Source organism: Nonomuraea basaltis, from assembly GCF_005893125.1.
GTDB classification, from domain to species: domain Bacteria; phylum Actinomycetota; class Actinomycetes; order Streptosporangiales; family Streptosporangiaceae; genus Nonomuraea; species Nonomuraea basaltis.
Genome location: NZ_VCJS01000011.1, coordinates 61677 through 85469 on the forward strand (window position 1 = coordinate 61677; position 23793 = coordinate 85469).

A 23793-nucleotide genomic window follows, 5' to 3' on the forward strand; every position below is an offset into this window, starting at 1 on the left:
GCGTCACTCACTTGTTCAGCACCGCCTCCATCACGGCCTTCCCGATCGGTGCGGCGGTGCCGCCCCCGGTCGCCTCCGCGCCGACGTTCGCCGCGCCGGACTCGATGATGACCGCCAGCGCCACCTTCGGGTCCTCCGCGGGCGCGAAGGAGATGAACCAGGCGTGCGGCGCGTCGCGTGTGCCCGACTCCGCGGTGCCTGTCTTACCCGCTACTTGGACGCCCGGCACCTGCGCCCGGTTGGCAGTGCCGTTGTTGACGACGCTCACCATCATCTCGCGCAGCTTGCCCGCCGTCTCCGCGCTGATCGCCTCGCTCAGCTCTTCTTGCTTGGCCTCCTCGACCGTGTCGCCCTTGGCGTCAGTGATCTTGTTGACGAGGTACGGCGTCATGACCTTGCCCTCGTTGGCTATGCCCGCGGCGATCATGGCCATCTGCAGCGGCGTCATCCGGTTGTCGCGCTGCCCGATGGAGGCCATCGCCAGGGCCGCCTTGTCCTCCTCGCGACCGAAGTCGCTCGGGACCACCGACATCGGCACGCCGATCTGCTTGCCCATGCCGAACAGCTCGGTCTGCTCGTTCATCTTGTCGTAGCCCAGATCCATGCCGATCTTGCCGAACGGCGTGTTGCAGGACTTCTCCAGCGCGAAGATCAGCGTCACCTGGCCGGAGCCGCAGGCCGCGCCGCCGTAGTTGGGCAGGCTGATGTTCGTGTTGGGCAGCGGCAGCTGCTGCGGCGCCGCCACGGTGGACTGCGGACCGCGCGAGGAGTCATCCTCCAGGTACGCCGCCATCGTCACCACTTTGAACGTCGACCCGGGCGGGTACGTCTGCCCGATGGTGCGGTTGAGCAGCGGCTGGCTCTTCTCCTTGGCCAGCTCGTCGTAGCGGGTGAACACCTTGCCCTTGTTGGTCCCCGACAGCTCGGTGGGATCGTAGGTCGGCAGCGACACCATCGCCAGGATCCCGCCGGTCTTCGGGTCGAGCGCGACCACGGCGCCCCGCTTGCCGCTGTTGCGCAGCGCGTCGTAGGCCGCCTTCTGCGCCTTCGGGTTGATCGTGAGGTCGACGTTGGCGCCCCTGGTCGGCTCGCCGGTGAACAGGTCGATGCTCCGCCGCAGCAGCAGGTCCGCGCTCGAGCCGTCGAGCAGCTTGTTCTCGCTCTCCTCGATCGCGCTCGCGCTCTCAGGTGAGAAGAAGCCCGTGACGTGCGCGTACAGCTTGGCGTCCGGGTATTGCCTGATGAACTTGAAGTCCTTGCTCTTGGTCTCGGCAGACGCGGCGATCACTGTGCCGCCGGCGGTGATGCGGCCGCGCTCGATGGCGTAACGATCGAAGAAGTTGCGGGTGTTGAGAGCGTTCGAGCGCAGGTTCTCCGACCGCACCGCCTGCACGTAGTTCACGTTGATCATCAGGAGCGCGAACATGGCCAGGCAGGCCACGGCTATGCGCTTCAGGGTGCCGTTCATCGCTGGAACACCTGCGTCAATCCTTCGTTCTGGATCGCCTGGGGCGGGGGGCGTCTGGCGGCGTCTGACGTTCTTACCAGAAGCGCGATAAGGATCCAGTTAGCCAGCAGGGCCGAGCCGCCCTGGGACATGAACGGAGTGACGAGGCCGGTCAGCGGGATGAGGTTGGTCACGCCGCCGACGATGATGAAAACCTGCCACGCCAGGAGGAACGACAGGCCGCCCGACAGGAGCTTCGAGAAGGGGTCGCGGGCCGCCAGCGAGGTGCGCAAACCGCGTTCGACGATCAACGCGTAGATCATCAGCAGCGCCATCACGCCTGTCAGGCCGAGCTCTTCGCCCGTGGCACTGAAGATGAAGTCGGAGAACGCCAGCGGGATCAGTTCGGGGTGCCCCTGGCCGAGCCCCGTGCCGAGGATGCCGCCGGAGCCCAAGGCGAACAGGCCCTGCATGAGCTGCTCGCTGCCGCCGACCGCACGGTAGAGCTCGGGATCGCTGGGGTTGAGGAAGACCTCGAAGCGCTGCTGGACGTGGTCGAAGACCATGCCGGCCAGAATCGCGCCGCCCGCGAAGAGGAGGATGCCGATGATGACCCAGGAACTGCGCTGGGTGGCGACGTAGAGCATCGCGATGAACGTGCCGAACAGCAGCAGCGAGGAGCCCAGGTCCTTCTGCATCACCAGGATGCCCAGGCTGACACCCCAGGTGATGAGCACCGGGCCGAGGTCACGGGCCCGCGGCAGGTCGATGAACAGCAGCCGGCGCCCGGCGAGGGCGAGCACGTCCCGCTTGGCCACCAGGTAGCCGGCGAAGAAGACGACCAGCGCGAGCTTGGCGAACTCGGCCGGCTGGAGCTGGCCCAGGCCGGGGATGCCGATCCAGATGCGGGCGCCGTTGATCTCCTGGCCGAGGAACGGGATCAACGGCGAGACCAGCAGGAACAGGCCCACCGCGCCGGCGGTGTAGGTCAGCCGCTGCAGGATGCGATGGTCGCGCAGGAAGATCAGGGTGAGGCTGAACAGCACGACGCCGATGAACGTCCACAGCAGCTGGGAGCTGGGCGAGGCGAGCCTGGCGGAGGGCAAATTCGAGTCGGACACGGACAGCCGGTAGATCATCACCAGGCCGAGGCCGTTGACCAGCGTCACGAGCGGCAGGATCAAAGGGTCCGCCCACGGAGCGAACTTGGCGAGCACCAGGTAGGCGGCCAGCATCAGGCCGCCCAGGCTCAAACCGTACGTCAGCATGCCGGCTGGGATCTTCCCGTCCGTGGCCAGCCCGACATTGGCGTAGGCGCCCATGACGAGCAGCACCGCGAACGCCAGCATGATCAGCTGGGCGGCGCGGCGCTTGGCCGGCATCGGGACGGGGGCTGCGGCGACTTCGCTCATTTACTGCTGTTTCGTCTTCGTCGCGGTCGCGGATGCCGTCGGCGAGGGCGAAGTGGTCGCGGGCGGGGACGTGTCGCTCTTCGGCTCCTGGGAGAACTTCAACGCGTTGATCTTCTCCACTCCTTCGTCGACGGTGGTGACGGGAATGCCGCTCTTGATCAGCGCCTGGTCGGCCTCGGACAGCTTGGAGAGCTGCCTGCCCGTGGGCTTGGAGACACTGAAGAGCTGGAACGGCCCCACCTCCACTTCGATCCCCTTGAACACGACCACTTCGTCGCCCCTAGCACCGACGAAGAACTGGTCTTGAGTCCACTGATATCCAAAGTAGCCGCCGACGCCGACGACGGCGATGCCAATGCCGAGCACGGTGACCAGCACGGGCCACACGCGACGACGCTTGCCCGACCGCCGGGACGCCTGCGCGACCGGCTCGTCGAACTCGTCATCGGTGATCGCCGGCTGGGGCGCGGTCACCGCGCTTACTCGCCCCGGCGACGTGTCCTGCGGATTTCCGTGCAGCCGGGTCATGCCCGCGGCGCCGACGACGGCGGCCTCGGCAGGCACCTGCTGCCCATCGGTGATCTCCAGCACGTCGGCCAGGACGCATGTGATGTTGTCCGGCCCGCCGCCTCTGTTCGCCAGGTCGATGAGCTGGCGGACGACCTCCTCCGGGTCGTCGATGTTGGTGAGCGTGGCGTGCAGCGTCTCCGCGCTCACCACGCCGGACAGCCCGTCCGAGCACAGTAGGTAGCGGTCGCCCACCTGCGCCTCGCGGAGCGTGAGGTCTGGATCGACCTCGCCGCTGCCGTCCAGCGCGCGCAGCAGGATGGAACGCTGCGGATGCGTGGCGGCCTCCTCCGGCGTGATGCGCCCGTCGTCGACGAGCTGCTGCACCAGCGTGTGGTCATGGGTGATCTGGTAGAGCTCCCCACGCCTGAGCAGGTAGGCGCGCGAGTCGCCGACATGCACCAAGGCGACTTGTGTGCCGTGCCACAGCATGGCCGTGAGAGTCGTGCCCATGCCCTTGAGGCTGGGATCCCGCCCCACCATCTCGTGCAGTCTGCGATTGGCGTCGCGTACCGCTGCCTCGATGGCGTTGAGCAGGTCACCCCCCTGTTGTGCCTCTTCCAGAGAGGCCATGGCGGCGATGGCGACAGAGCTCGCCACCTCGCCGTGTGCGTGCCCGCCCATACCGTCTGCGACGGCGAGCAGGCGGCCGCTAGCGTACGCCGAGTCCTCGTTTCCTTCGCGGAGGAGGCCGACGTCCGAGCGGGCGGCGTAGCGGAGTGCGATGGTCATTTGCGCAATTCAATGACTGTTTTGCCGACGCGGATCGGAACACCGAGCGGCACCGGGGTCGGGCGGGTGACTTTCGAGCGGTCGAGATACGTGCCGTTCGTCGAACCGAGATCTTCCACGATCCACTGACCGTCCTGAGGGAAGAGCCGGGCATGCCGGCTGGAAGCGTAGTCGTCTGTGACTACCAGCGTGGCGTCGTTCGCCCGGCCAATGGTGATGGGCGTCTCCGTGAGGTTAATGGTGGTGCCTTGCAGTGGGCCACCTGTGACGATGAGCTGGCGTGGCTCGCCCTTTTTACTCTTGGGCTTGGCCACGGCCTTGGCGGGCTTGGTGCTCTTGCGCCCACCCGCGGGAGCCGTGCGTGAACCGAACAAGTCAGTCCGGATCACGCCGACTGCGGCAATGACGAAGAACCACAGCACCGCCAGGAAGGCGAGCCGGATCAGCAGCAGCGTGAGCTCGGACATGGACCGTTTGTCTACCCCTAATCGCGCCGGAACACCAGAGTCGTGCGCCCCAAGGTCACTCGCGTGCCGTTCTGGAGCTCGATCCTGCGTACCGGCTGGCCATTGACGAAAGTGCCGTTCGTCGATCCGAGGTCGACGAGAACCACGAGCTGGCCCTCGACGCGCAGCTCCGCATGGTGCCGCGAAACTCCCGGATCGACTAGACGAAGATCGCAGTCGGTGCCCCTGCCTAGCAAGGTCACCGGAGTGGTGAGCTCGTAGGAACGGTCGCCCTGCGGGTCGTCCTGAGTGGAGACGAGCAGCCTGGGCCGCCCGTTGAACGCGTTCGGCCGCGACGGAGGCAGGTCGCTCGCCGGCTGGCGAATCTCGTCCTGCTCGACCGTCGCTCCGCGGATGACGCCCGACCTGATGCGGAACAATCCCACAGCCAGGTCGCCGGCGGTCTCGAAGCGGACCCGGACCGGTCCCACAAAGGAGTAGCCCTGCTCTTTGGCGTACTCCCTGGCGAGGTTGGCCAGCTCGTGGCTGATGCTGTCGGCGTAGACCTCAAGCCGCTCGCTGTCGGTCGTGGACAGCTCAACCACGAAGTCGTTGGGCACAAGCGTGCGACCCTGGGCAACGATCGCCGCCCGCTCGTCCATCTCCCGCTGAACCGCGCTGGCGACCTCGACCGGCTGAAGGTCAGATTTGAACGCCCGCGCAAAGGCCCCCTCAACCAAGCCTTCGAGCCTTCGCTCGAAGCGCTGAAGGACTCCCACCGGGTACCTCCCTTCCTCCGTGCATATGATCGCGGCCCCCAGACGCGTCCGGCGCCCGGTTCCCGCTAGTCCCACGTCGCGGCCTTCCCTGGCGCCCGTCGGCTGTCGCGCCCAGCTCCTCCGCTCCCGTGTCTTATGCGATCGTATCCGGGTTCAGTACCAGTGGCTGTTCCGTGCTACTGTTTCTCCGCACCCAAACAAAGGGCGGGTGGCGGAACGGCAGACGCGCACGGTTCAGGTCCGTGTGTCCGAAAGGACGTGAGGGTTCAAATCCCTCCTCGCCCACTCGGTGACTGGGGGCCCCTGGTCGCAAGCCTTGCAGGCTTGCTTCCTCGGGTCCCCTCGTCATGTCCCCCGGGGGATAACCCCCGGACCCCCAGGGGAAACCCGGTCCGGGGGGCGCGCCCCCCGGACCCCCCATCCTGCTGTGGTTGCCCTTGTCCTGCTGCGTTGCCCTTGGTGCTTTGGCAGACCCACATTGACGAAGTAAGCCCCGGATCGCAAGAGCCGGGGCTCTTTCTTTTCAAGAACCTCTTGGTAACGGCCGTGGCCGCCTTCGGACGGTAGGTCTGGGTGGTTGCAGGGGGCTTTCGGGTTACTTGCGAGTGTGTTTTACGTCACAGTCATCGTTCTGGTGTCCAGTAGTTCGCCCAGGAGGTCGGTGAGACTGACCATTCCGATGACAGATCCTGTTTGGTTCGTTACCAAAGCCAGGTGTGATCTCGCCTCTTGGAGGGCTGTGACCGCCTCTGGGACCTGGGTCACGCAGGCGAGTCTCGGTAGGGGGCGGCTCAGGTCTCTCGCTGTGCTGGAGGGCTCCAGCAGGGCGTCTCGGGCGTGTAGGACGCCTTCTACCGCTCCTTGGCCTCCCACCAGGAGTCGCAGGTGGCCGCTGGCTGCTGCGACCGTTTTGATCTCGGGCGCGGTGGCCGAGGGCGGGACTGTGACTGCTTGGGCTATCGGGACCATCAGGCGTTCTATGCCTTTTGCCTGTAGGCGCAGGGCTCTGGTCAGGAGGTCGTGTTCCTCTCTGTCCAGGAGGCCCATTCGGCCTGACTCGCCTACCAGCATGGCCAACTGGCGAGGGGTGCGGGTGGTGGCCAGCTCGTTGCGTGGCTGGACGCCGAACAGGCGGAGGATGGCGTTCGTCAGGGCGTTCAGGGCCGAGAGCAGGGGGCGCATCAGTGAGGTGAAGGCGCGGAATGGGAGGGTCAGGAGCAGTACCGCGCGTTCCGGGTGGGTCAGGGCCCAGGACTTGGGGGCCATTTCGCCGATCACCATGTGGAGGAACGTCACCAGCGCCAGGGCGATGGTGAGCGCTATGGGGAGGCGGAGGGCTTCCGGTACGCCCGCGTAGGCGAAGAGGGGCTCCAAGGCGTGTTCTATCGCCGGTTCGGTGACCTGGCCCAGGCCGAGGGTGCACAGCGTGATGCCCAGCTGGGCGCCGGCCAGCATGAGGGAGAGCTGGCGGCCGCCGCCCACCGCGGATCTGGCCGCGATTCTGATCAGGCGGTTGCCGCCTGCGGCGATTTCCTCCAGGCGGTGGCGTCTGGAGGAGACGAAGGCGAATTCCGCCGCCACGAAGAGCGCGTTGAACACCAGTAGTGCGAGGCTGAGCAGGAGCATCGTCATCGGGTCGCCTCCGCGGCCTCGGCGTGCTGCACCGGCGTCAGGCGGACCCATTCGGGCACTCGGCGGTTCAGGGACATCACTGTCAGGCGGGCCAGGAGGTCGTCATTGGTTTCCGCGAACGGGTCGTCGGTGGGTTGGGTGACCGGCACGGTGACTGTGTCGCCTGAGTCCGGCATTCGGCCCAATCTGGCCAGGACCAGGCCGGCGAGGGTGTCGTAGTCGTCGCTCTCCGGGAGTGAGATGCCGGTGGCGCGCTCGACCTCGTCGAGCCGGAGCCAGCCGGGAACTTCCCAGATGCCGCCTGGCTGCTCCACGGCGCCGACCGGGTCCGGGTCGTTCTCGTCCAGTAGCTCGCCGACCAGCTCCTCCGCCAGGTCTTCGATCGTGATCACGCCGGCCAGGCCGCCGTACTCGTCCATGACGCAGGCGATGTCGTCTCTGCCCGTCCGCATCCTGTCGAGCACCGAAGGCAGCGGCAGGGAGTCGGGCACCAGGAGCGCGGTGCGGGTGACCGTGCTGACGGAGCCCTCGTCCCGGCCGGAGGCGAGCAGCTCGCGTACGCCTGTCACGCCCACCACGTCGCCGTCGTCGCGGAGCACCGGGTAGCGGGAGTGGCCGCACTGGCGCATGACCTCGAGCAGGTCGGAGATGGGCTGCGTGTCGCGCAGCACGACCACGCGGGGGCGCGGCACCATGATCTCCTCCGCCGTGCGGTCGCCGAACTCCAGGGCGCGCTCGAGCAGGTCCGACAGCCGTGGCGGGAGCTCGCCCGCCCTGGTGGAGTCCTCGATGATCCGTGAGAGCTCCTCCGGCGTCGCGCCGTGCTCGACCTCCTCCACGGGTTCGATGCCGACGCGCCTGAGCAGGCCCGTGGCGGCCGAGTCAAACAGCCGCACCACCGGCCCCACGATCGCCAGATACGCCAGCGTCGAGCCGGCCAGGAACTTGGCCACCGGCTCCGGCCTGGCGATGCCCAGGTTCTTCGGCGCCAGCTCGCCGAGCACCATCTGGACCACGGTCGCCACGAACACGCCCACGGCGACGGAGACTCCGGTGATCATGGCGTCGGACATTCCGGTGCCCGACAGCCACGGGCGTACGAGCACGGCGATCGCCGGCTCGGCCAGGAAGCCGACCAGCAGCGCTGTGACCGTGATACCCAGCTGGGCGCCGGAGAGCATGAAGGACAGCCGAGAGGTGACCTGGAGCGCCTTCTCAGCGGCGGCGTCACCGGCGGCGGCCTGCTCGCGCAGGATGCCGCGGTCGGCGGCGACGAAGGCGAACTCCTGGGCGACGAAATAACCGGTCGCCGCCGTGAGGAGGAAGAGGGCCAGCAGCCCGAGATAGGCGCTCACCGCAGTGAGCCTTCAGAGGAACCCGTGCCCCAGCACGGGCGAAGACTCCACGGGTCCGGAGCGGACACGATCATCCCTTCGATAGAGGTCGTCCCTAACCTAACGACACAGGTGGCGTCTATGTTTCCGCGGCTACCCTCCGTCACACGCCGTGATCCACATCCAGCGGCGCGAGTCAGCCGAATAAGTGGCGGAATCGCTGGCCACGACCATTGCCCGCCGTTGGTTCCCCGTACTTTTCCCTAGACAAACGTTGGCCGGGGGCCTGCACTTGCTTGGGGTTCGAAGTAGCGTCTATGTCAAAGCGAAGGGAAGAAGGCGAAGTGTCTGAGGACGACCGGACGAGGGCCATGCGCTCGCCAGGCGACGGCCGACCGCTGCCTCCAAGGCCCGGTGACGGCCTGCGCTCCGGCGGAGCGCCCGCCTACCAGGTCCCGTCCGGCGGGGCGGGGGCGCCCACGCACAAGCTTCCCGCCGCTTCCCAGGTTCCCGAAGCGCCGCCGCGGATTCCCGCCGAGGGTGAGCGGCCCAGGGCCAGTTCGCGCGTGTACGGCAAGGAGCGCTCGGGCGGCAGCCCCGTCAAGCCGCTGAGGCAGAAGGGCGAGCCGTCCCAGAAGGGCCCCAGAGGGCCGCGCAGGAGGCCGTCCGGCAAGACCATCTTGAAGATCGTCGCAGGGCTGCTGGTGGTGCTCCTGGTGGCGGCCGTGGGCATGTTCTTCTGGATCAACTCGCGGTTGAGCGGGATCGAGGGCGTACTCGACGACTACGAGGGCCGTCCCGCCGACACCCCCGGCACCAACTGGCTGCTGGTCGGCTCCGACAGCCGCAAGGGCCTGACGGCGGCCGAGCGCAAGAAGCTGGCCACCGGACGCGCCGTCGGGCAGCGTACGGACTCGATGATGCTGCTGCACCTCTCCGAGAGCGGTGACAAGCCGACGCTGGTCAGCCTGCCCCGCGACTCGGCGGTCACCATCCCGGGCAAGGGGCGCGACAAGCTCAACTCCGCGTACGCGATCGGCGGGCCGAAGCTGCTGGTCCGCACCGTGGAGACGGTCACCGGGATACGCGTCGACAACTACATGGAGATCGGGTTCGCCGGTTTCGTGGACATCGTGGACGCCGTCGGCGGGGTCGAGATCAACGTACGGGCCGCCGTGGACGACCCCAAGGCGGGGCTCAAGCTGAAGAAGGGCACGCAGGTGCTCACCGGCGCCCAGGCCCTCGGATACGTACGCACCCGCAAGGGTGGCGCGCTGCCGGACTTCGAGCGGACCAAGCGGCAGCGGCAGTTCCTGGGGGCGGTCGTGAAGAAGGCCGCCAGCCCCGGGGTGCTCATCAATCCGTTCACGTCGATCCCGCTGGCCATGAGCGCCACGGACGCGGTCGAGGTCGACGGCGGCACCGGGGCGTTCGACATGCTCTCGCTGGGGCTGGCCATGGGCGACAGCCCTGTGACGACGGTGGTGCCGTTCGGCGGGAACGAGGTCATCCCCGGCGGCGGCACGGCGGTTCAGTGGGACCGGCAGAAGGCCCTGGCCCTCTTCGACGCCCTGAAGAGCGACAAGCCGGTCCCGAAGACCGTCACCGACGCCGGCTGAGCCGCGATCCTCATGGATTCGTTGTGACACTAATCTCCCAGCCATGACCATCTCGGAGAAGTTGCACGCTGTCGGCCGTCCGATGCTCCAGGCCCAGCTGGAGCATCCCACGGTGGCCGGCATCGCGCGGGGTGACCTGGCCGAGCCGGTGTTCAGGTCGTGGCTGGAGCAGGACTACCTGTTCCTGCTGGACTACGTGCGGGTCTTCGCCCGGCTGGCCTGGCAGGCGCCCGCCGCGCATCTGGGGGACCTGGTGGACCTGGCGCATTCGACGTACCACGACGAGCTGAGCCTGCACCGGTCGCTGTCGGCGGAGTTCGGCGCCGACCTGGAGGGGGCGGTGAAGGGGCCGGCGTGCGCGGCGTACACGGCGTTCCTGCTGGAGTCGGCGGCGTCCTACGAGGAGGGGCTGGCGGCGCTGTATCCGTGCATGTGGGGGTATTCGAGCCTCGGGCGGATCCTGGCGGAGGACCCGCCCGCAGAGCCGCGCTACCGGGCGTGGGTGGACACGTACGCGGACCCGGGCTTCGCGGCGCTCACCGTGCGGATCGCGCAGATGATCGACGAGGCGAGCCCGGATCCCGCCAGGGCGGAGGCGCTGTTCGCCGAGGGGATGGCGCACGAGCTGGCCTTCTGGAGCGTGCCGTAGTTCCACGGTGAGCGGTCCACAGGCTGTGGACGGCGTGGTGTGCGCCGTACCCTGGTGGCATGCCGGAACTTCCCGAGGTGGAATCGCTCACCCACTTCCTGCGCGAACGGGCGGTGGGCCGCACCATCCTGGGTGTCGACGTGGTCGCCATCCAGGCGCTCAAGACGTTCGACCCGCCGGTCACCGCGTTGGGCGGGCTCACCATCACCGGCGTGGCGCGGCACGGCAAATTCCTCGATCTCGACTGCGACGGGCTGCACCTGGTCATCCACCTGGCCCGCGCGGGGTGGCTGCGCTGGCGCGAGGACCTCTCGGGCGCCAAGCCGGTCCGTCCGGGCAAGGGGCCGCTCGCGGTACGGGTACGGCTGGCGCCCGACGACGAGGGGCTGGCGGCCGGGTTCGAGCTCACAGAGGCGGGGACCCAGAAGCGCCTGGCCGTCTATGTCACGAAAAATCCGGACGAGATCCCCGGCGTCGCCGCCCTCGGCCCCGACCCCCTCGACGAGTCCTTCACCGTCGACGCGCTCAAGAGGATCGTGGGCGGCAGCCGTACCCAGATCAAGGGGCTGCTGCGCGACCAGAAGATCATCGCCGGCATCGGGAACGCCTACTCGGACGAGGTGCTGCACGCGGCCAAGATGTCCCCGTTCAAGATCGCGGCGACCTTGACGGACGCCCAGATCGCCGACCTGCACGAGGCCATCGTCACGACGCTGGGAGAGGCGGTCGAGCGGGCGCACGGGCTGGCGGCCAAGGACCTCAAGGCGGAGAAGAAGTCCGGGCTGCGGGTGCACAACCGGACGGGGCAGCCCTGCGACGTGTGCGGTGACACGATCCGCGAGGTGTCGTTCGCGGACTCCTCGCTGCAATACTGCCCCACCTGCCAGACGGGCGGCAAGCCGCTGGCCGACCGGCGTCTTTCCAAGCTGCTCAAATAGCTCACGCCTCGACCGGCACGCGATCCTCGGCCGGTGTCCTCGTGCGGGCGAGCAGGCCGGCGACGGCGATGACCGCCGCCAGCAGCGTGGCCGCCACCGGCACCACCAGGGCCGTGCGCAGGGCGGTCAGGCCCGCCTCCGGCGTGGTGGCGGCGCCGAGGGCGGCCACGTTGACCGCCGTGACCACCGACAGGCCCAGGGCCGCGCCGAACTGGAACGAGGAGTTGATCAGGCCGCCGGCCAGGCCCTGCTCGTGCTCCTCGATGCCGTCCGTGGCCACGATCGTGAGCGGGCCGTACACGAAGGCGAACATCAGGCCGATCAGGAGCATCGACGGCAGCATGGCCGCGTACGTCCAGTCCAGGCCGACGCCGAGGAAGAGCGCGAAGGCCAGCAGGCCCGACAGCAGGCCGGTGAGGACGACCTTGGCGTTGCCGTACCGGTTGACCAGCCACGGGGTGAGCGTCGGGGCGAGGACCACGTCGGCGGCGGCCGCCAGCAAGGCCAGGCCCGTCTGGATGGTGGACCAGCCTCGCAGCTCCTGCAGGTAGAGCGTGATCAGGAACTGGAAGCCGAAGAACGAGGCGGTGAGCAGGGCGGCCATCAGGTTCGCCCGGACCAGCGGGCCCGACCTGAGCAGGCCGAGGCGGACCAGAGGGTTCGCGGAGCGGCGCTCGACGGCGACGAACGCGGCCAGCAGCGCCAGGCCGCCGGCGAAGACCGCGACGGTGAGCGGCCATCCGTCGGCCGGCTGCTCCAGGCGCACCACGCCGTAGACGATCAGCATCATCGCGCCCGTGATGCTGATCGCGCCCGCCACGTCGAAGCCTCCGGCCGGGGGACGGTGCGCGGCGGGCTCCTTGAGCAGGGGGATCGCGGCGAGCAGGATCGCCGCCGACATCAGCACCGGCGCGAAGAAGACCCAGCGCCAGCCGAACGCCGTCAGCAGGCCGCCGACCACCAGCCCGAGCGCGAAGCCGCCCGCGGCCGTACCCGCGTAGATGAGCAGGGCCCGGTTGCGGTGCCTGCCCTCAGGGAACGTCGTGGTGATCAGCGAGAGGCCGGCCGGGGTCATGAAGGCGGCGGCGACCCCTGTGACGAATCGGGCGACCAGCAGGATCCAGCCCTCGCCGGCGAAGCCGCCGAGCCCGGAGAAGACCAGGAAGACCCCGAGCCAGAGCAGGAACATGCGGCGCCGGCCCAGCAGGTCGGCCGCCCGGCCGCCGAGCAGCATGAAACCGCCGTAGCCGAGCACGTACGCGCTCACGACCCCGCTCAGCGTGCCCGTGGACAGCCCCAGATCGGCCCGGATGGAAGGGAGGGCGACGTTCAGCATGGCGACGTCGATGCCCTCGAGAAATATGGCGCCGCACAACACGGCGAGTACACCCCAGGAACGGGCAGGCATGGCAAGACCCCCGGTTATGAATAGGCATGTCGGTTCTCTCTTGTAACCATCCACATCTTGGGCCAACATGAAATGTCATGGAAGACGGCACTTTGAAGGCACTCAGTTACTGCGAGGGCACCGTGGACGACGACTACGACGTGCGCCAGTGGGACACACGGGAGGACTGCGAGGTCCGCCAGATCCTCGACCGCATCGCGGACAAATGGTCGCTGCTGGTCATCGCGCTGCTCGACTGCCAGAGCCTGCGCTTCACCCAGCTGCGCCGCGAGATCGACGGCGTCAGCCAGCGCATGCTGAGCGTGACGCTGCGCCACCTCGAACGTGACGGCCTGGTGACCCGAACGGTCCATCCCGTCGTGCCGCCCAGGGTGGACTACGCGCTGACGCCCCTCGGCCGCACCCTGCACCAGACCATCAAGGCCCTGGTCACGTGGACCGAGGAGCACCAGAAGGAGATCGCGGCGTCGCGTGCGGCGTACGACTCGCGGCGCGAGATGATGGAGACATGACCGTTCCTGAAATCGCGGCCACTGCCGTTCCGGACGATGCCTACCTGCTCGATGTCCGGGAGCAGGACGAATGGCTGGCGGGCCACGCGCCCGAGGCCGTGCACATCCCCATGACCCAGATCCAGGACCGGGTCGGCGAGGTGCCCGGCGACCGGAAGGTCTACGTCGTCTGCCGGGTCGGCGGGCGGTCGCTGCAGGTCGCGGCCTGGCTCAACCACCTCGGGCGCGAGGCGGTCAACGTCGGTGGCGGCATGCAGTCGTGGGAGGCCGCGCGCCGCCCGATGGTCAGCGAGACCGGACAGCAGCCTTTCGTCGCCTGAAACTGAAAGGTAATCGCCCACTATGGCGGTTCTGCCGTCATTAGGGCATCATGAGGGCGCCAACTGCAGAACGTCGCGGGAGCTCGGGGTGCCGGGCTGAGAGGGCAGCTACTGATCCGCTGCCGACCGCCTGAACCTGTCCGGGTAATGCCGGCGTAGGGAGCGTGCGATGACGCATGTCGCCGACGAAGTTCCGCTGACCCTCGAAGGCAAGCCGCCGAAGACGCTGGGCGTCCTCGACCAGGGTGCGCTCTGGGCGAACCTCGGCGTCAGCCTCCTGGGCTTCTCCGGGGCCCTCTACCTGCTCAACCCCCTCGGCAACGCGCCGCTCAGCCTGATAGCCGCACTCACCGCCACCGTGGTCGGCAGCCTGATCGGCACGTCCATGGTGGGCCTGTCCGCCATCCCAGGCACCCAGACGGGGCAGCCCTCGATGGTGCTGCTGCGCGGGCTGTTCGGGGCGAAGACGTCCTACGTGCCTACCGTGCTGAACATCGTGCAGATGCTCGGCTGGGGAGCGTTCGAGCTCTGGGTGATCGCCAAGGCCGCCACCGCGATCTTCGGCGGCGTGCCGTACCAGGTGTGGGTGATCGCGGCCGGCGTGCTCACCACGGCGCTGACGATCTGGCCGCTCGGGGCGGTGCGCCTGATCCGGCGGTACGTCACCATCGGCGTGATCGTGTCCATGATCTGGTTCACCTGGTTCCTGGTGTCCGAGGCCCCCGCGCACACCGGCGGGTCGTGGACCGCCTTCCCCGCCGCCGTGGACTACGTGATCGCGCTGTCGGTGTCGTGGGTGCCGATGGCCGCCGACTTCGCCCGGCACTCCAGGTCGAGCAGGGCCGCCTTCACCGGCGTGGTCGGCGGCTACACGCTGGCCCAGGTGGCCTGCCTGGGGCTGGGTGTGTACGCGGTGGCCATCGCGGGCGCGGACGCGGTGCTCGCCGACGCCACGGCGGTGTTCAGCCCGTTCGTGGCGGTGCCGCTGGGCGCGGTGTTCTTCGCCATCCTGGTGCTGCGCGAGACCGACCAGTCCTTCGCCAACGTCTACTCCACCACCGTGTCACTGCAGAACCTGATGCCGCGCGTGGACCGGCGGATCTTCTCCACCGCCATCGGCGTGCTCACCGTCGCGATCGCCCTGGTCGTGGACGTCACGTCGTACGGCGCGTTCCTCGGCGTGATCGGGGCGGTGTTCGTGCCGATGTTCGCGGTGCTCGCCGTGGATTACTTCGTCTTCGCCCGCTCCGACCACTGGAACACCGCAGAGGACGCGCCCTCGCGCTGGTCGATGCTGGTGCCGTGGGTGCTGGGCTTCGCCGCCTACTGGCTGACCACCTCGACCCCCACCGTGCCGGCGTGGGACGACTTCTGGACGCGGGCGCGCGTGGTGATCGGCTTCACCCGGGAGGCGTGGATGAACGGCGCCCTCGGCGGTGCGCTGGTGGCGGCGCTGGTGACGCTGCTCATTGGCTGGCTGACGCGCGTTTCTCGACGGTGAGCAGGTGCTGCTTGGCCGCCGCGCCGCCCGCGTAGTCGCCGAGCGCGCCGTCCTCGCGCACCACCCGGTGGCACGGCACGATCACGCAGACGGGGTTGGAGGCCAGCGCGTTGCCGATCGCGCGCAGCGCGCGCGGCCTGCCGATGCTCTCGCCGATCTCCTCGAGCGTCGTGGTCGTGCCGTAGCGGACCGCCATGGTCTTCTGCAGCACCGTACGCGCGAAGGCCGTGGCCAGCGACAGGTCGACCGGCGTGGCGAACGCGCGCAGGCGGCCGGAGAAGTAGGCGTCCAGCTCCCTGCGCACCGGGTCCAGCCGGCGCGGGTCCGGCCCGATGAACGTGCCCACATGCCTGCTGACCAGCTCGAAGACGTCGTTTTCCGGCTCGAAGCTGCAGGCGGCGATGCCCTTGCCGGTCACGGCCAGCACCAGCCTGCCCACGGCGCCGTCGTAGGTGCCGAACGCGATGTCCGGCGGTGACTCGCCCCGATAGGTGCTGGAGGTCACGCGCAGGAGGGCATCCAGATCGCCGCTCGCCATGCCGCCACCCCTCCCCGCCCACCGAGAAATCACCGTGACCGCAGCGTATCGGACGGATCGCCCGACGCACCCACCGCGCCACGGGCACTATGGAGGTGTGGGGGACCAATGGGCCGGTAGTGACGATGAGATAGCCCGTGCGGTGCTCGCCGGCTCGCCCAATGCCGTCGTGGCGCTCGACCGGGACCAGAGCGTGCTGGTCTGGAACGACGCCGCCGAGCGGCTCTTCGGGTGGACGGCGGCGGAGATGCTGGGGCGCCGGGCGCCGATCGTGCCGGCGGAGCTGACCGCCGAGCACAACGCCGTGCTCGAACGCGTACGCACCGGAGGCCAGGTGTCGCTGCGCACCAAGCGCCTGCACAGCGACGGTGGCGTGCTCGACGTGCGGGTCGACATCAGTGCGCTGCGGCTGGGCAGCGCCGTGGCCGGCTATGTCTGCGTCCACCACCTGTCGCGTACCGACGAGGTCGCCAGGAACCGCATGGCGCGCAGGGCCAGGCTCGTGCGCCGGCTGACCGACGTGGTCGGCGACATCAACTCCGAGCTGGAGCTGTCCGCCGTGCTCGACCGGATCTCGGCCAGTCTCACCGAGCTGACCGGGGCGGACGCGGGCGGGTTCGTGCTGATCGAGGGGGAGCGGTTACGGCTGGTCAGCACGTACCAGCTGCCGGAGACGATCAGGGGGACCACGACCGACCTGCGCACGAGCCTCGTGGACCGGCTCTTACGCACCGGCAAGACCGTCCTGCTCGAATCGGACGGGCTGGACGACCTGGTGTGGGCGCGGCTGGACGGCCTGCACACGATCGCGCTGGGCCTGGCCGCCGTCGGCGGGCGGCCGTACGGCGCCCTCTACGCCCTGTTCGCCCGGCGCACGCCGGGCCATCTCGAACTGGAGCTGCTGGAACTGCTCGCCGGGCACGCGGGCATCGCCGTCGGCAACGCTGTGGCCTATCAGGAGGCGATCCGGCAGCGGGCGCACGAGCGGGCCGTGTTCGACGCCAGCGCCGACGGCATCGCCGTGCTGGACGAGGCCGGGCGGGTCGTGCGGTGGAACCCGGCCGCCGCCGAGATCACGGGGTTCCCCGCCGGGGCCGTCATCGGGGGACCGCCGCCGTTCCCGCTCCCCAAGGCGGGGAAGAAGCTCACGTTCCAGATGGAGACCGGGCGCTGGCTGGACGTCGTGAGCGCGCAGATCGAGGAGACGGGCGAGGTCGTCGTCGACTTCCGCGACGTGACCACGGCCAAGGAACTGGAGGAGGCCAAGGACCTGTTCCTGGCCACGACCAGCCACGAGCTGCGTACGCCGATCACGATCGTCCGGGGATTCGCCAGCACGCTGGACTCGCGCTGGGACAAGATGAGCGACCCCGAGCGCCGCTCCGCCGTGCACACGATCGCCGAGCGGGCCAGGTCGCTGGGGCAGCTCATGGACCACCTGCTGCTCGGCGCCAGGGCGGGGGCGGACGAGCTGAAGGTGCGGATCGAGACGTTCGACCTGGCCGAGCGGATCCACGCGGCCACGCTGGGGCTGCCCGTGCTGTCGGACAAGCACCGGGTGGAGGTGGTCATCCCCGGAGAGCTCCCGCACGTGATCGGCGACGCGCTGGCCACGGACATCGTCCTGGGGCAGCTGCTGGAGAACGCGTTCAAGTACTCCCCCCAGGGCGGGCTGATCAGCGTCGAGGCCTGGACCGAGGACCACAACGTGGTCGTGGTCGTCGACGACGAGGGCGTCGGTATCGCCCCGCCTGACCGCGAGCGGATCTTTGAGCGGTTCGTCCAGGTGGACAGCGGCGACCGCAGAAGGTTTGGTGGAGTGGGGCTCGGTCTTTACATCGTCCGTAGCCTCGCCAGAGCACAGGGAGGCGACGTGAGCGCTCATCCGAGGCCCGGAGGCGGCACGAGGATGCGGCTGGTGCTCAAGCGCGCTTCCCCTATCGGATCCGACACACCGATGCGGTAACGAGGTGGTCACGGTTGCGCTGATCTATCGTCCAATGTGCACAAGCTGTGATCGAGATGCGGTTTCTGGGATTGAGTAACGGGGCATTTCGGTCGTACCGGGGAGTGTTCCCGCGGGGGGCACAGGGAACGGGGAGGTGGGTGTGTCAAGCGTGGTGCTGCTGCCGTACGCGCCGTCCAGCGTCGCCGTTGCCCGCCAGCGTCTGAGCACTGACCTGCAGGACAGTGGGGTGTTCGCCACCGCGATCGACGATGCGGTGCTCGTGGTGAGCGAGTTGCTGAGCAACGCGCTGCGGCACGCTCATCCGCTGCCGTCGGGAATGGTGCGGGTGACCTGGCTGTGTAGCGACGATCACATCGAGGTGGCGGTCAGCGACGGAGGTGCGGCCACGGAGCCGCGGGCGGGCCGCCCGACCCTGTCCTCGCTCGGAGGCCGGGGGCTCGGCATCGTGGAATACGTGGCGGAGAGCTGGGGAGTGCGCCACGACGGCGACACGACCACCGTGTGGGCCATCCTGCCCGCCCCCAAGGGATCGATGAACGGGCAGGTCCCGGCACTCAAAGAGGCCGGGTAGCCAGCACCGCGCGCTCGCCGGTCGCCCACGCCGTGGACACCAGCAGATAGAGCCCGGCCGCGAGCGGGAGCACGAGCGCCGCCACCACGGAGCCGTACGGCAGCAGCCGCATGATCTTCCTCATCAGCTCCGGCTGCTCCTCGGCGATCTCGGTGTTCTTGGCGATGTGCTTTGCGGACAGCCATGCCACCGCTGTGACCAGGGCGATGACCAGAACAAAGACCAAAAATGGGGCACTGGCCAGACCGTAATTAGCGATCACGCCCGCCACCTGGTGACCCAGCGGCGCCCCGAACAAATCGTGACCGGCCAGCGCCGTCGGGTGAGTGGCCACGCGGTACATCAGCCACATGAACGGCAGCTGCGCCAGCATCGGCAGGAACCCGGCGAACGGCGAGCTGCCCTCCTTGGCATACAGCGCGGACGTCTCCTTGGCCAGCCGCTCGGGGTTGCGCCTGTAGCGCTTCTGCAGCTCCCGCAGCTTGGGCGCGATGCGCTCGCGGATCTTCGCCGTACGGGCCTGGCGGACGTTGAGCGGCAGCAGCATGAGCCGCACGGCCACCGTGAACAGCACGATCCCGAGCGCCGCGTGGCCGCCGGCCATGCTGATGACGAACGTGACAAGAGAATCGATCATGAGCCCTTCGACCAATCGTGAGCTGAATCAGGGCTCACGACTCGGCGAGCCCCGCTTGTCAGAGGAAGCGGGGCCGGCCTAAGGGGCTCGTGGACGCGGACGTCCGGATGCGTCGGGGTCGCGCTGGCGCTGGAACGCCGTACGGCGTGCGTAAGTCAGCGGAAAGCTCGGTGGCTCCCCGCTGAGGGTGGGCAGCAGCGCGGCCGCCCACGTGGCCAGCAGCAGGATCGCCACCATGGTGATCCCGGCCAGCCACGGATCGAGCAGGAACAGCGTCAATGTGATCGGGAGGACTTGCCCACAACGGTGACCGTGATGAAGACGAGCAGAGCGACCACACCCACGATCAGAGCGACCTTGAGCAAGCCTGCCAGCAGCGGCAGCAGGAAGTTGAACAGCACGAAGAGACCCAGCAAGGTCCCTATGACGAGCATCACGACTCTACTCATGCAGCCACCGTACGTCCTCCCGGCATGATCCGCGAGGCTTACGAACCAATGACGTCCATGTCACTTCCGGGTCGCTGGGCCATACCGTGAAGTAGTGAACACGCGCATCCTGGTGGTCGATGACGATCCGACCGTCTCCGAGGTCGTTGCCCGCTATCTGGAGCGCGACGGGCACGAGGTGGAATGCGTCGGGGACGGCGCCGAGGCGCTGCGCCGGGCGCTGGCGCATCCGCCGGACCTGATGGTGCTCGACCTGATGCTGCCCAAGATCGACGGCCTGCAGGTGTGCAGGAAGCTCAGGGAGCGCTGGCCGGTGCCGGTGATCATGCTGACCGCGCTCGGTGAGGAGATCGACCGGGTGGTCGGCCTGGAGACGGGGGCCGACGACTACGTGACCAAGCCGTTCAGCCCGCGCGAGCTGGCGCTGCGCGTGCAGTCCGTGCTGCGGCGGGCCCGGGGCGCCTCCATCACCGGCGGCACCGGCGTGCTGCGCGACGCGGACCTGGTGGTGGACGTGGGGGCCCACGAGGTACGGCTGCGCGGCGGCGAGGTGATGCTGACCGCCCGGGAGTTCGATCTGCTGGCGTACCTCATGCGCAACCCACGCCAGGCCTTCAGCCGGTCGGCGCTGCTCAATCAGGTGTGGGGGTGGTCGTTCGGCGACTCGTCCACCGTGACGGTGCACGTCCGGCGGCTGCGGGAGAAGATCGAGCCCGACCCGACCGCGCCGCGCCGGATCGTCACGGTGTGGGGCGTCGGATACCGGTACGAACCGCTGGACGGTGATTCGTGATGACGCTCGCGATGCCGCCGCCCGCCGAGCAGCTGCCGATGGTCGTGGCCGTCACCGCCGGGCTCGGGCTGCTGATCGCGCTGGCGGGCATCGGGGTGATGTGGCGGCTGCGTACCAGGTCCATCGGGGTGATGCTGGCCGTGGTCGTGGTGGTCGCCGTGGCGGCCACGCTGGCCGGCGTCGTGGCGATCATCATGAAGATGCTGCTTGAGGGGGTCGTCAGGGACTTCGTGCTGAGCGTGGTGGCCGTCGGCGGGCTGGTGGGGTTGGGCGTCGCGTTCGTGCTGGCCAAACGGGTGGTGAGGGAGAGCAGGCGGCTCGTGGCGGCCGTACGCGACATGCCGTTCGCAGCACCCCAGGGGCTGCCCGCCGAGCTGCAGGAGATCGCCAACACGCTGGAGGAGGCGTACGCGCGGGAGCAGGCCCTCGAGGGGGCGCGGCGCGAGCTCGTCGCCTGGGTGAGCCACGACCTGCGGACGCCGCTGGCCGGGATGCGGGCCATGGCCGAGGCGCTCGAGGACGGGGTGGTGACGTCCCCGAGGACGGTCTCGCGCTACCACCGGCAGATCAAACTGGAGGTGGAGCGGCTCTCCTCGATGGTCGACGACCTGTTCGAGCTGTCGCGCATCCACGCCGGGGCCCTGCGTCTCTCGCGGGCCCGGATCGGGCTGGCCGACCTCGTCGCCGACACGCTGGACGGCGCCGAGCCGCTCGCCAGGGCCAAGGGTGTGGTGCTCACGGCCGAGGCGGCGGCGGCCGTGCCGGTGGAGGCCGACGCCGGGGCGCTGGGGCGGGCACTCGGGAACCTCGTGGTCAACGCCATCCGGCACACGCCGTCGGACCGGACCGTGGTGCTGCGGGCCGGAGTGGACGAGGGGATGGCGTGCGTGTCGGTGACGGACTGTTGCGGGGGCATTCCCGAGGAGGATCTGCCCCGGGTGTTCGAGGTGGCCTTCCGGGGGGAGGCGGCTCGGACACCCAGCGTCGATGGTGGCGCGGGGCTCGGGCTGGCCATCGCACAGGGCATCGTGGAGGCGCACGACGGGGTGATCGAGGTGGTCAACGAGGGGCCGGGGTGCCGCTTCGAGATCCGGCTTCCCCTGGTCAGCGGCTGACGGCCGGTCCCTGCAGCGCGCTCCGGGGGCCGGTGCCGTTTTCCGAGAGATCCGGTGTTTCGGTGGTTTCCGTTGTTTCGCTCGTATCCCGATGCGTACCGAATGACTCAAGCATTGCCCGATATGTCGGGCATGGCCAGCGCCACATGCAGCTCCGGCACCGCAGGATCGGGTGCGCGGTGTCACTGGTGATGCCGCCCGCGTCCCGCGGCTGGTGGAGATCGAGCAGCCTGAGCCCGAGCTCCGAGAATCTGAGCAGATCGGTACGGGCTCCGGCGAGGAACTCGAGGTCCTCGGTCGCGAGCCGGGTGCGGACGGGGACGTAGCCTTCGTGGTTCACCAGGCCGCGGAGGCGCCCTGCTTCGTCATGCCATGAGGTGGCCTTTTCTGTGCGGATGAGGATGGACTCCAGGCGTTCTCGGAGCCCTTGACGCTGAGGATCTTCAGGTTTCTCTGCTTTCATGATGCGGGGCCCGTTTGGCGTGCCCTGGTCCCTCCTTCTCGGTGTGGTGACGGCTGTTTCGGTGTCACGCTGTCAAGCTTCGCGTACTCTCCGTTTCCATGAAGCCCAAACGGAGGACAAAAACCTGTGGTTGCCCTATCGGCGTGACAACGTGACCGGAAGCTCTCGCGCCGCTAGCCTGCCCATGTGGAGCTCAAGGTCTCGACTCGATCACATGCCGGGTGCGCACTCGTTGCCGTCACCGGGGAAATCGACCTCTATACGGCGCCTCGCCTGCAGTCGGAGTTCACTCGGCTGCTGCAGGACGGGCCCAGCCGGGTGGTCATCGACATGTCCGCCGTGGATTTCTGCGACTCCACGGGGATGAATGTGCTGCTGTCGGCGCTCAAACGGATGAAGGAGCAGGGCGGGTCTCTCGAGGTGGCCGCCCCTCGTCCCGCCGTACGCAAGATCCTGCAGGTCACCGGGCTGGATTCGGTGTTCACCGTGCATGATGAGGTGCCGCAGGAGTTCCTCATCACCGAGCGATCATGACGGAAGCCGTACGCGAACGCGGGGACGGTGGTCGCTCAGGCGATGCCGTCGCCGGGTTCGCTTTTAGACGTCGAGTGGACGCCGCATCGCATGGGCGCCGAGCGGTCACCGTGTCGCATGGGCGTCTGACGGGCACTGCGTCGTATGGGTGTCGGGCAGGTACCGTCGTACAGGCGCATGGCGGCGGCCTGCTGGGTGCGCGCCGGGCCCGTGGCGGCGCGTGCTGGGTCGGTGGTGCTGTACTGGGCGCTGGGTTGGTGGCGTATCGGTGAAGGGTTGGGTCTGGGCGGCGATGTCCTGTTCGATGGGGGTGACGGTCAGTGAGCGGTGATACGGCGGTCATCATTCCTGCCGCCAACGAAGCCGACCGCATCGCGGCCACCGTCAAGGCCGCCGCGGCCCTGCCCGGCGTGGATCTCGTCGTGGTCGTGGACGACGGCTCGCGTGACCGGACCGGCAGGGTGGCGCGCGCGGCGGGGGCCCGTGTGGTGCGGCACAGCCGCAACCGGGGCAAGGCCGCGGCCATGGAGACGGGAGCGGAGGCCGTACGCCTCCTGGACGAGGATGCCACTCCCCGCCACCTGCTCTTCCTCGACGCCGACCTCGGCGAGACGGCCAGCGCCGCGGCGCCGCTCATCGAGCCCGTACGCGCCTCCAAGGCCGACATGACCATCGCCGTGTTCACGACCAGGGTGAGGCTCGGCGGCCACGGCTTAGTCGTACGCCTGTCCAGGGAGGGCATCCGCCGGGCCACCGGCTCGGAGTTCGCCCAGCCCCTCAACGGCCAGCGCTGCCTCACCAGAGCCGCCTTCGAAGCGGCCCGGCCGCTGGCGCACGGGTTCGGCGTGGAGACCGCGCTGACGATCGACCTGCTCCGCAAGGCGTACCGGGTCACGGAGGTCGAGGTCGACATGGCGCATCGAGCCACGGGAACGGATTGGCGGGCGCAGCTCCACCGCGCGATCCAACTCCGGGACGTGGCACGCGCCCTCGCCACCCGAGACCCGCTCATCACCGAAAATCTCAACAAATTCCACCCCAAACGCTGACCACCTTCTCGGGAAGCGGCACGACGCCGCTGACATTGCTTCCCCGGGCCGGTCATCCACAGGGAGCCGCCGTCCGGCCGGAGGCGTCTGGCGAGTGTGCTGGAATTTGCGGGTGACTTCGGAGACGCGGCACGACAAGGCACGAGGCCGGCTCGCACGAGCGGCCACCGGGGCGATCGGTGTCTCGATCCTGCTGACGATCACCATCGGCCTCCTCGGCCCTTCGGCCATGGTCCCCGCTTTGAGCGGCCCCGCCTGGCATCCGCCGTACTCTCTCGACGTCCACCCCGCCCCCCATCTGGTGATCGCCCTCGCCGCGGCCGCGCTCATCCTCGGCGGCCTCGGCCTCTTGGCCGCCCTGCTCGCGATCCGCGCCTCA

At 68.8% G+C, this 23793-nt stretch carries 25 protein-coding genes, 1 tRNA gene and 1 riboswitch; of the genes, 13 read left to right on the forward strand and 13 right to left on the reverse strand.

The features are described from left to right. Positions 1-7: 7 nt before the first annotated feature. Genes EJK15_RS07580 through EJK15_RS07600 form a run of 5 tightly spaced genes read right to left on the reverse strand, consistent with a single transcriptional unit; the run spans position 8 to position 5383 of the window. Complete coding sequence (locus tag EJK15_RS07580; protein ID WP_138709662.1) at positions 8-1468, reverse strand: peptidoglycan D,D-transpeptidase FtsI family protein; 1461 nt, start codon at positions 1466-1468, stop codon at positions 8-10. Next, positions 1465-2859, reverse strand: coding sequence for an FtsW/RodA/SpoVE family cell cycle protein (locus tag EJK15_RS07585; protein WP_240776815.1), 1395 nt, complete (start codon positions 2857-2859; stop codon positions 1465-1467). The genes EJK15_RS07580 and EJK15_RS07585 overlap by 4 nt, the downstream gene beginning before the upstream one ends. After that, a complete protein-coding gene (locus EJK15_RS07590; protein WP_138709663.1) occupies positions 2860-4158 on the reverse strand; it encodes a Stp1/IreP family PP2C-type Ser/Thr phosphatase in 1299 nt (432 codons plus the stop codon). It abuts the gene before it with no gap. After that, entirely contained in the window at positions 4155-4625 is a 471-nt protein-coding gene (locus tag EJK15_RS07595; protein WP_138709664.1) for an FHA domain-containing protein FhaB/FipA, read from the reverse strand. Before EJK15_RS07595 ends, EJK15_RS07590 begins: the two co-directional genes overlap by 4 nt. A 17-nt stretch (positions 4626-4642) precedes the next feature. Next, positions 4643-5383 (reverse strand): FhaA domain-containing protein, encoded by a 741-nt coding sequence (locus EJK15_RS07600; protein WP_090946111.1) that lies wholly within the window; start codon positions 5381-5383, stop codon positions 4643-4645. A gap of 202 nt (positions 5384-5585) precedes the next feature. Here EJK15_RS07600 and EJK15_RS07605 point away from each other — a divergent pair. Continuing rightward, positions 5586-5668: transfer RNA gene (locus EJK15_RS07605), tRNA-Leu, on the forward strand. A gap of 327 nt (positions 5669-5995) precedes the next feature. On the opposite strand, the gene EJK15_RS07610 is transcribed toward EJK15_RS07605, so the two are convergent. Together EJK15_RS07610 and EJK15_RS07615 are read right to left on the reverse strand one after the other, a co-directional pair. After that, positions 5996-7015, reverse strand: a complete 1020-nt coding sequence (locus tag EJK15_RS07610) for a hemolysin family protein (RefSeq protein WP_138709665.1) — start codon at positions 7013-7015, stop codon at positions 5996-5998. Then, positions 7012-8370, reverse strand: a complete 1359-nt coding sequence (locus EJK15_RS07615; protein ID WP_138709666.1) for a hemolysin family protein — start codon at positions 8368-8370, stop codon at positions 7012-7014. The genes EJK15_RS07610 and EJK15_RS07615 overlap by 4 nt, the downstream gene beginning before the upstream one ends. A 323-nt stretch (positions 8371-8693) precedes the next feature. Between EJK15_RS07615 and EJK15_RS07620 the strand changes: the two genes are divergently transcribed. From EJK15_RS07620 to EJK15_RS07630, 3 genes are read left to right on the forward strand one after another with little or no spacing between them, the layout of a single operon-like run. Further along, the gene (locus EJK15_RS07620; protein WP_240776816.1) at positions 8694-9968 is read left to right on the forward strand and encodes an LCP family protein; all 1275 of its coding nucleotides are present in this window, start codon (positions 8694-8696) and stop codon (positions 9966-9968) included. Between the two features lie 43 nt (positions 9969-10011). Continuing rightward, on the forward strand, positions 10012-10617 hold the full coding sequence (locus EJK15_RS07625; RefSeq protein WP_138709667.1) for a TenA family protein: 606 nt from the start codon (positions 10012-10014) through the stop codon (positions 10615-10617). A gap of 59 nt (positions 10618-10676) precedes the next feature. Continuing rightward, positions 10677-11555: an Fpg/Nei family DNA glycosylase gene (locus tag EJK15_RS07630; protein WP_138709668.1), complete on the forward strand. Its 879-nt coding sequence runs from the start codon at positions 10677-10679 to the stop codon at positions 11553-11555. Between the two features lies 1 nt (position 11556). On the opposite strand, the gene EJK15_RS07635 is transcribed toward EJK15_RS07630, so the two are convergent. After that, a complete protein-coding gene (locus EJK15_RS07635) occupies positions 11557-12963 on the reverse strand; it encodes an MFS transporter (RefSeq protein ID WP_138709669.1) in 1407 nt (468 codons plus the stop codon). A 77-nt stretch (positions 12964-13040) separates the two neighbouring features. Between EJK15_RS07635 and EJK15_RS07640 the strand changes: the two genes are divergently transcribed. From EJK15_RS07640 to EJK15_RS07650, 3 genes are all read left to right on the forward strand, one after another. After that, positions 13041-13475, forward strand: coding sequence for a winged helix-turn-helix transcriptional regulator (locus tag EJK15_RS07640; protein ID WP_138709670.1), 435 nt, complete (start codon positions 13041-13043; stop codon positions 13473-13475). Beyond that, complete coding sequence (locus EJK15_RS07645) at positions 13472-13795, forward strand: rhodanese-like domain-containing protein (RefSeq protein ID WP_138709671.1); 324 nt, start codon at positions 13472-13474, stop codon at positions 13793-13795. The genes EJK15_RS07640 and EJK15_RS07645 overlap by 4 nt, the downstream gene beginning before the upstream one ends. A gap of 65 nt (positions 13796-13860) precedes the next feature. Continuing rightward, positions 13861-13973: riboswitch (TPP riboswitch) on the forward strand. Continuing rightward, positions 13965-15296, forward strand: coding sequence for a purine-cytosine permease family protein (locus EJK15_RS07650; protein ID WP_138709672.1), 1332 nt, complete (start codon positions 13965-13967; stop codon positions 15294-15296). Its footprint overlaps the riboswitch before it by 9 nt. Here the strand turns inward: EJK15_RS07650 and EJK15_RS07655 are convergent. Next, on the reverse strand, positions 15262-15834 hold the full coding sequence (locus EJK15_RS07655; protein WP_138709673.1) for a methylated-DNA--[protein]-cysteine S-methyltransferase: 573 nt from the start codon (positions 15832-15834) through the stop codon (positions 15262-15264). The two genes, EJK15_RS07650 and EJK15_RS07655, sit on opposite strands and share 35 nt — an antisense overlap. 97 nt (positions 15835-15931) lie before the next feature. On the opposite strand from EJK15_RS07655, the gene EJK15_RS07660 reads away from it, so the two are divergent. Continuing rightward, positions 15932-17800 (forward strand): sensor histidine kinase, encoded by a 1869-nt coding sequence (locus tag EJK15_RS07660; protein ID WP_138709674.1) that lies wholly within the window; start codon positions 15932-15934, stop codon positions 17798-17800. A gap of 142 nt (positions 17801-17942) precedes the next feature. Beyond that, positions 17943-18374, forward strand: a complete 432-nt coding sequence (locus tag EJK15_RS07665) for an ATP-binding protein (protein WP_240776817.1) — start codon at positions 17943-17945, stop codon at positions 18372-18374. Here EJK15_RS07665 and EJK15_RS07670 read toward each other — a convergent pair. From EJK15_RS07670 to EJK15_RS70300, 3 genes are all read right to left on the reverse strand, one after another. After that, positions 18358-19011 (reverse strand): YidC/Oxa1 family membrane protein insertase, encoded by a 654-nt coding sequence (locus EJK15_RS07670; RefSeq protein WP_138709676.1) that lies wholly within the window; start codon positions 19009-19011, stop codon positions 18358-18360. The two genes, EJK15_RS07665 and EJK15_RS07670, sit on opposite strands and share 17 nt — an antisense overlap. Before the next feature lie 78 nt (positions 19012-19089). Beyond that, entirely contained in the window at positions 19090-19290 is a 201-nt protein-coding gene (locus EJK15_RS07675; protein ID WP_138709677.1) for a DUF6412 domain-containing protein, read from the reverse strand. Further along, complete coding sequence (locus EJK15_RS70300) at positions 19287-19460, reverse strand: hypothetical protein (protein ID WP_171074158.1); 174 nt, start codon at positions 19458-19460, stop codon at positions 19287-19289. Before EJK15_RS70300 ends, EJK15_RS07675 begins: the two co-directional genes overlap by 4 nt. A gap of 94 nt (positions 19461-19554) precedes the next feature. On the opposite strand from EJK15_RS70300, the gene EJK15_RS07680 reads away from it, so the two are divergent. Beyond that, positions 19555-20253, forward strand: coding sequence for a response regulator transcription factor (locus EJK15_RS07680; protein ID WP_138709678.1), 699 nt, complete (start codon positions 19555-19557; stop codon positions 20251-20253). Next, a complete protein-coding gene (locus EJK15_RS07685; protein ID WP_138709679.1) occupies positions 20253-21368 on the forward strand; it encodes a sensor histidine kinase in 1116 nt (371 codons plus the stop codon). The genes EJK15_RS07680 and EJK15_RS07685 overlap by 1 nt, the downstream gene beginning before the upstream one ends. Here the strand turns inward: EJK15_RS07685 and EJK15_RS07690 are convergent. Beyond that, positions 21358-21831 carry a hypothetical protein gene (locus EJK15_RS07690; RefSeq protein WP_240776818.1) on the reverse strand — a complete coding sequence of 158 codons (474 nt, stop codon included), beginning with the start codon at positions 21829-21831 and terminating at the stop codon, positions 21358-21360. The two genes, EJK15_RS07685 and EJK15_RS07690, sit on opposite strands and share 11 nt — an antisense overlap. 186 nt (positions 21832-22017) lie before the next feature. Here EJK15_RS07690 and EJK15_RS07695 point away from each other — a divergent pair, with 186 nt between their 5' ends. Further along, a complete protein-coding gene (locus EJK15_RS07695; RefSeq protein WP_138709680.1) occupies positions 22018-22365 on the forward strand; it encodes an STAS domain-containing protein in 348 nt (115 codons plus the stop codon). 320 nt (positions 22366-22685) lie between these two features. Next, positions 22686-23414, forward strand: a complete 729-nt coding sequence (locus EJK15_RS07700; RefSeq protein ID WP_138709681.1) for a glycosyltransferase family 2 protein — start codon at positions 22686-22688, stop codon at positions 23412-23414. The last annotated feature ends 379 nt before the right edge of the window (positions 23415-23793 follow it).

Bases quoted from the DNA above. Each gene is read 5' to 3' on its own strand.
- EJK15_RS07580 (WP_138709662.1), bottom strand. From the start codon at position 1,468: ATGAACGGCACCCTGAAGCGCATAGCCGTGGCCTGCCTGGCCATGTTC.
- EJK15_RS07585 (WP_240776815.1), bottom strand. From the start codon at position 2,859: ATGAGCGAAGTCGCCGCAGCCCCCGTCCCGATGCCGGCCAAGCGCCGC.
- EJK15_RS07590 (WP_138709663.1), bottom strand. From the start codon at position 4,158: ATGACCATCGCACTCCGCTACGCCGCCCGCTCGGACGTCGGCCTCCTC.
- EJK15_RS07595 (WP_138709664.1), bottom strand. From the start codon at position 4,625: ATGTCCGAGCTCACGCTGCTGCTGATCCGGCTCGCCTTCCTGGCGGTG.
- EJK15_RS07610 (WP_138709665.1), bottom strand. From the start codon at position 7,015: ATGACGATGCTCCTGCTCAGCCTCGCACTACTGGTGTTCAACGCGCTC.
- EJK15_RS07625 (WP_138709667.1), top strand. From the start codon at position 10,012: ATGACCATCTCGGAGAAGTTGCACGCTGTCGGCCGTCCGATGCTCCAG.
- EJK15_RS07630 (WP_138709668.1), top strand. From the start codon at position 10,677: ATGCCGGAACTTCCCGAGGTGGAATCGCTCACCCACTTCCTGCGCGAA.
- EJK15_RS07635 (WP_138709669.1), bottom strand. From the start codon at position 12,963: ATGCCTGCCCGTTCCTGGGGTGTACTCGCCGTGTTGTGCGGCGCCATA.
- EJK15_RS07640 (WP_138709670.1), top strand. From the start codon at position 13,041: ATGGAAGACGGCACTTTGAAGGCACTCAGTTACTGCGAGGGCACCGTG.
- EJK15_RS07645 (WP_138709671.1), top strand. From the start codon at position 13,472: ATGACCGTTCCTGAAATCGCGGCCACTGCCGTTCCGGACGATGCCTAC.
- EJK15_RS07650 (WP_138709672.1), top strand. From the start codon at position 13,965: ATGACGCATGTCGCCGACGAAGTTCCGCTGACCCTCGAAGGCAAGCCG.
- EJK15_RS07655 (WP_138709673.1), bottom strand. From the start codon at position 15,834: ATGGCGAGCGGCGATCTGGATGCCCTCCTGCGCGTGACCTCCAGCACC.
- EJK15_RS07670 (WP_138709676.1), bottom strand. From the start codon at position 19,011: ATGATCGATTCTCTTGTCACGTTCGTCATCAGCATGGCCGGCGGCCAC.
- EJK15_RS70300 (WP_171074158.1), bottom strand. From the start codon at position 19,460: ATGAGTAGAGTCGTGATGCTCGTCATAGGGACCTTGCTGGGTCTCTTC.
- EJK15_RS07685 (WP_138709679.1), top strand. From the start codon at position 20,253: ATGACGCTCGCGATGCCGCCGCCCGCCGAGCAGCTGCCGATGGTCGTG.
- EJK15_RS07690 (WP_240776818.1), bottom strand. From the start codon at position 21,831: ATGAAAGCAGAGAAACCTGAAGATCCTCAGCGTCAAGGGCTCCGAGAA.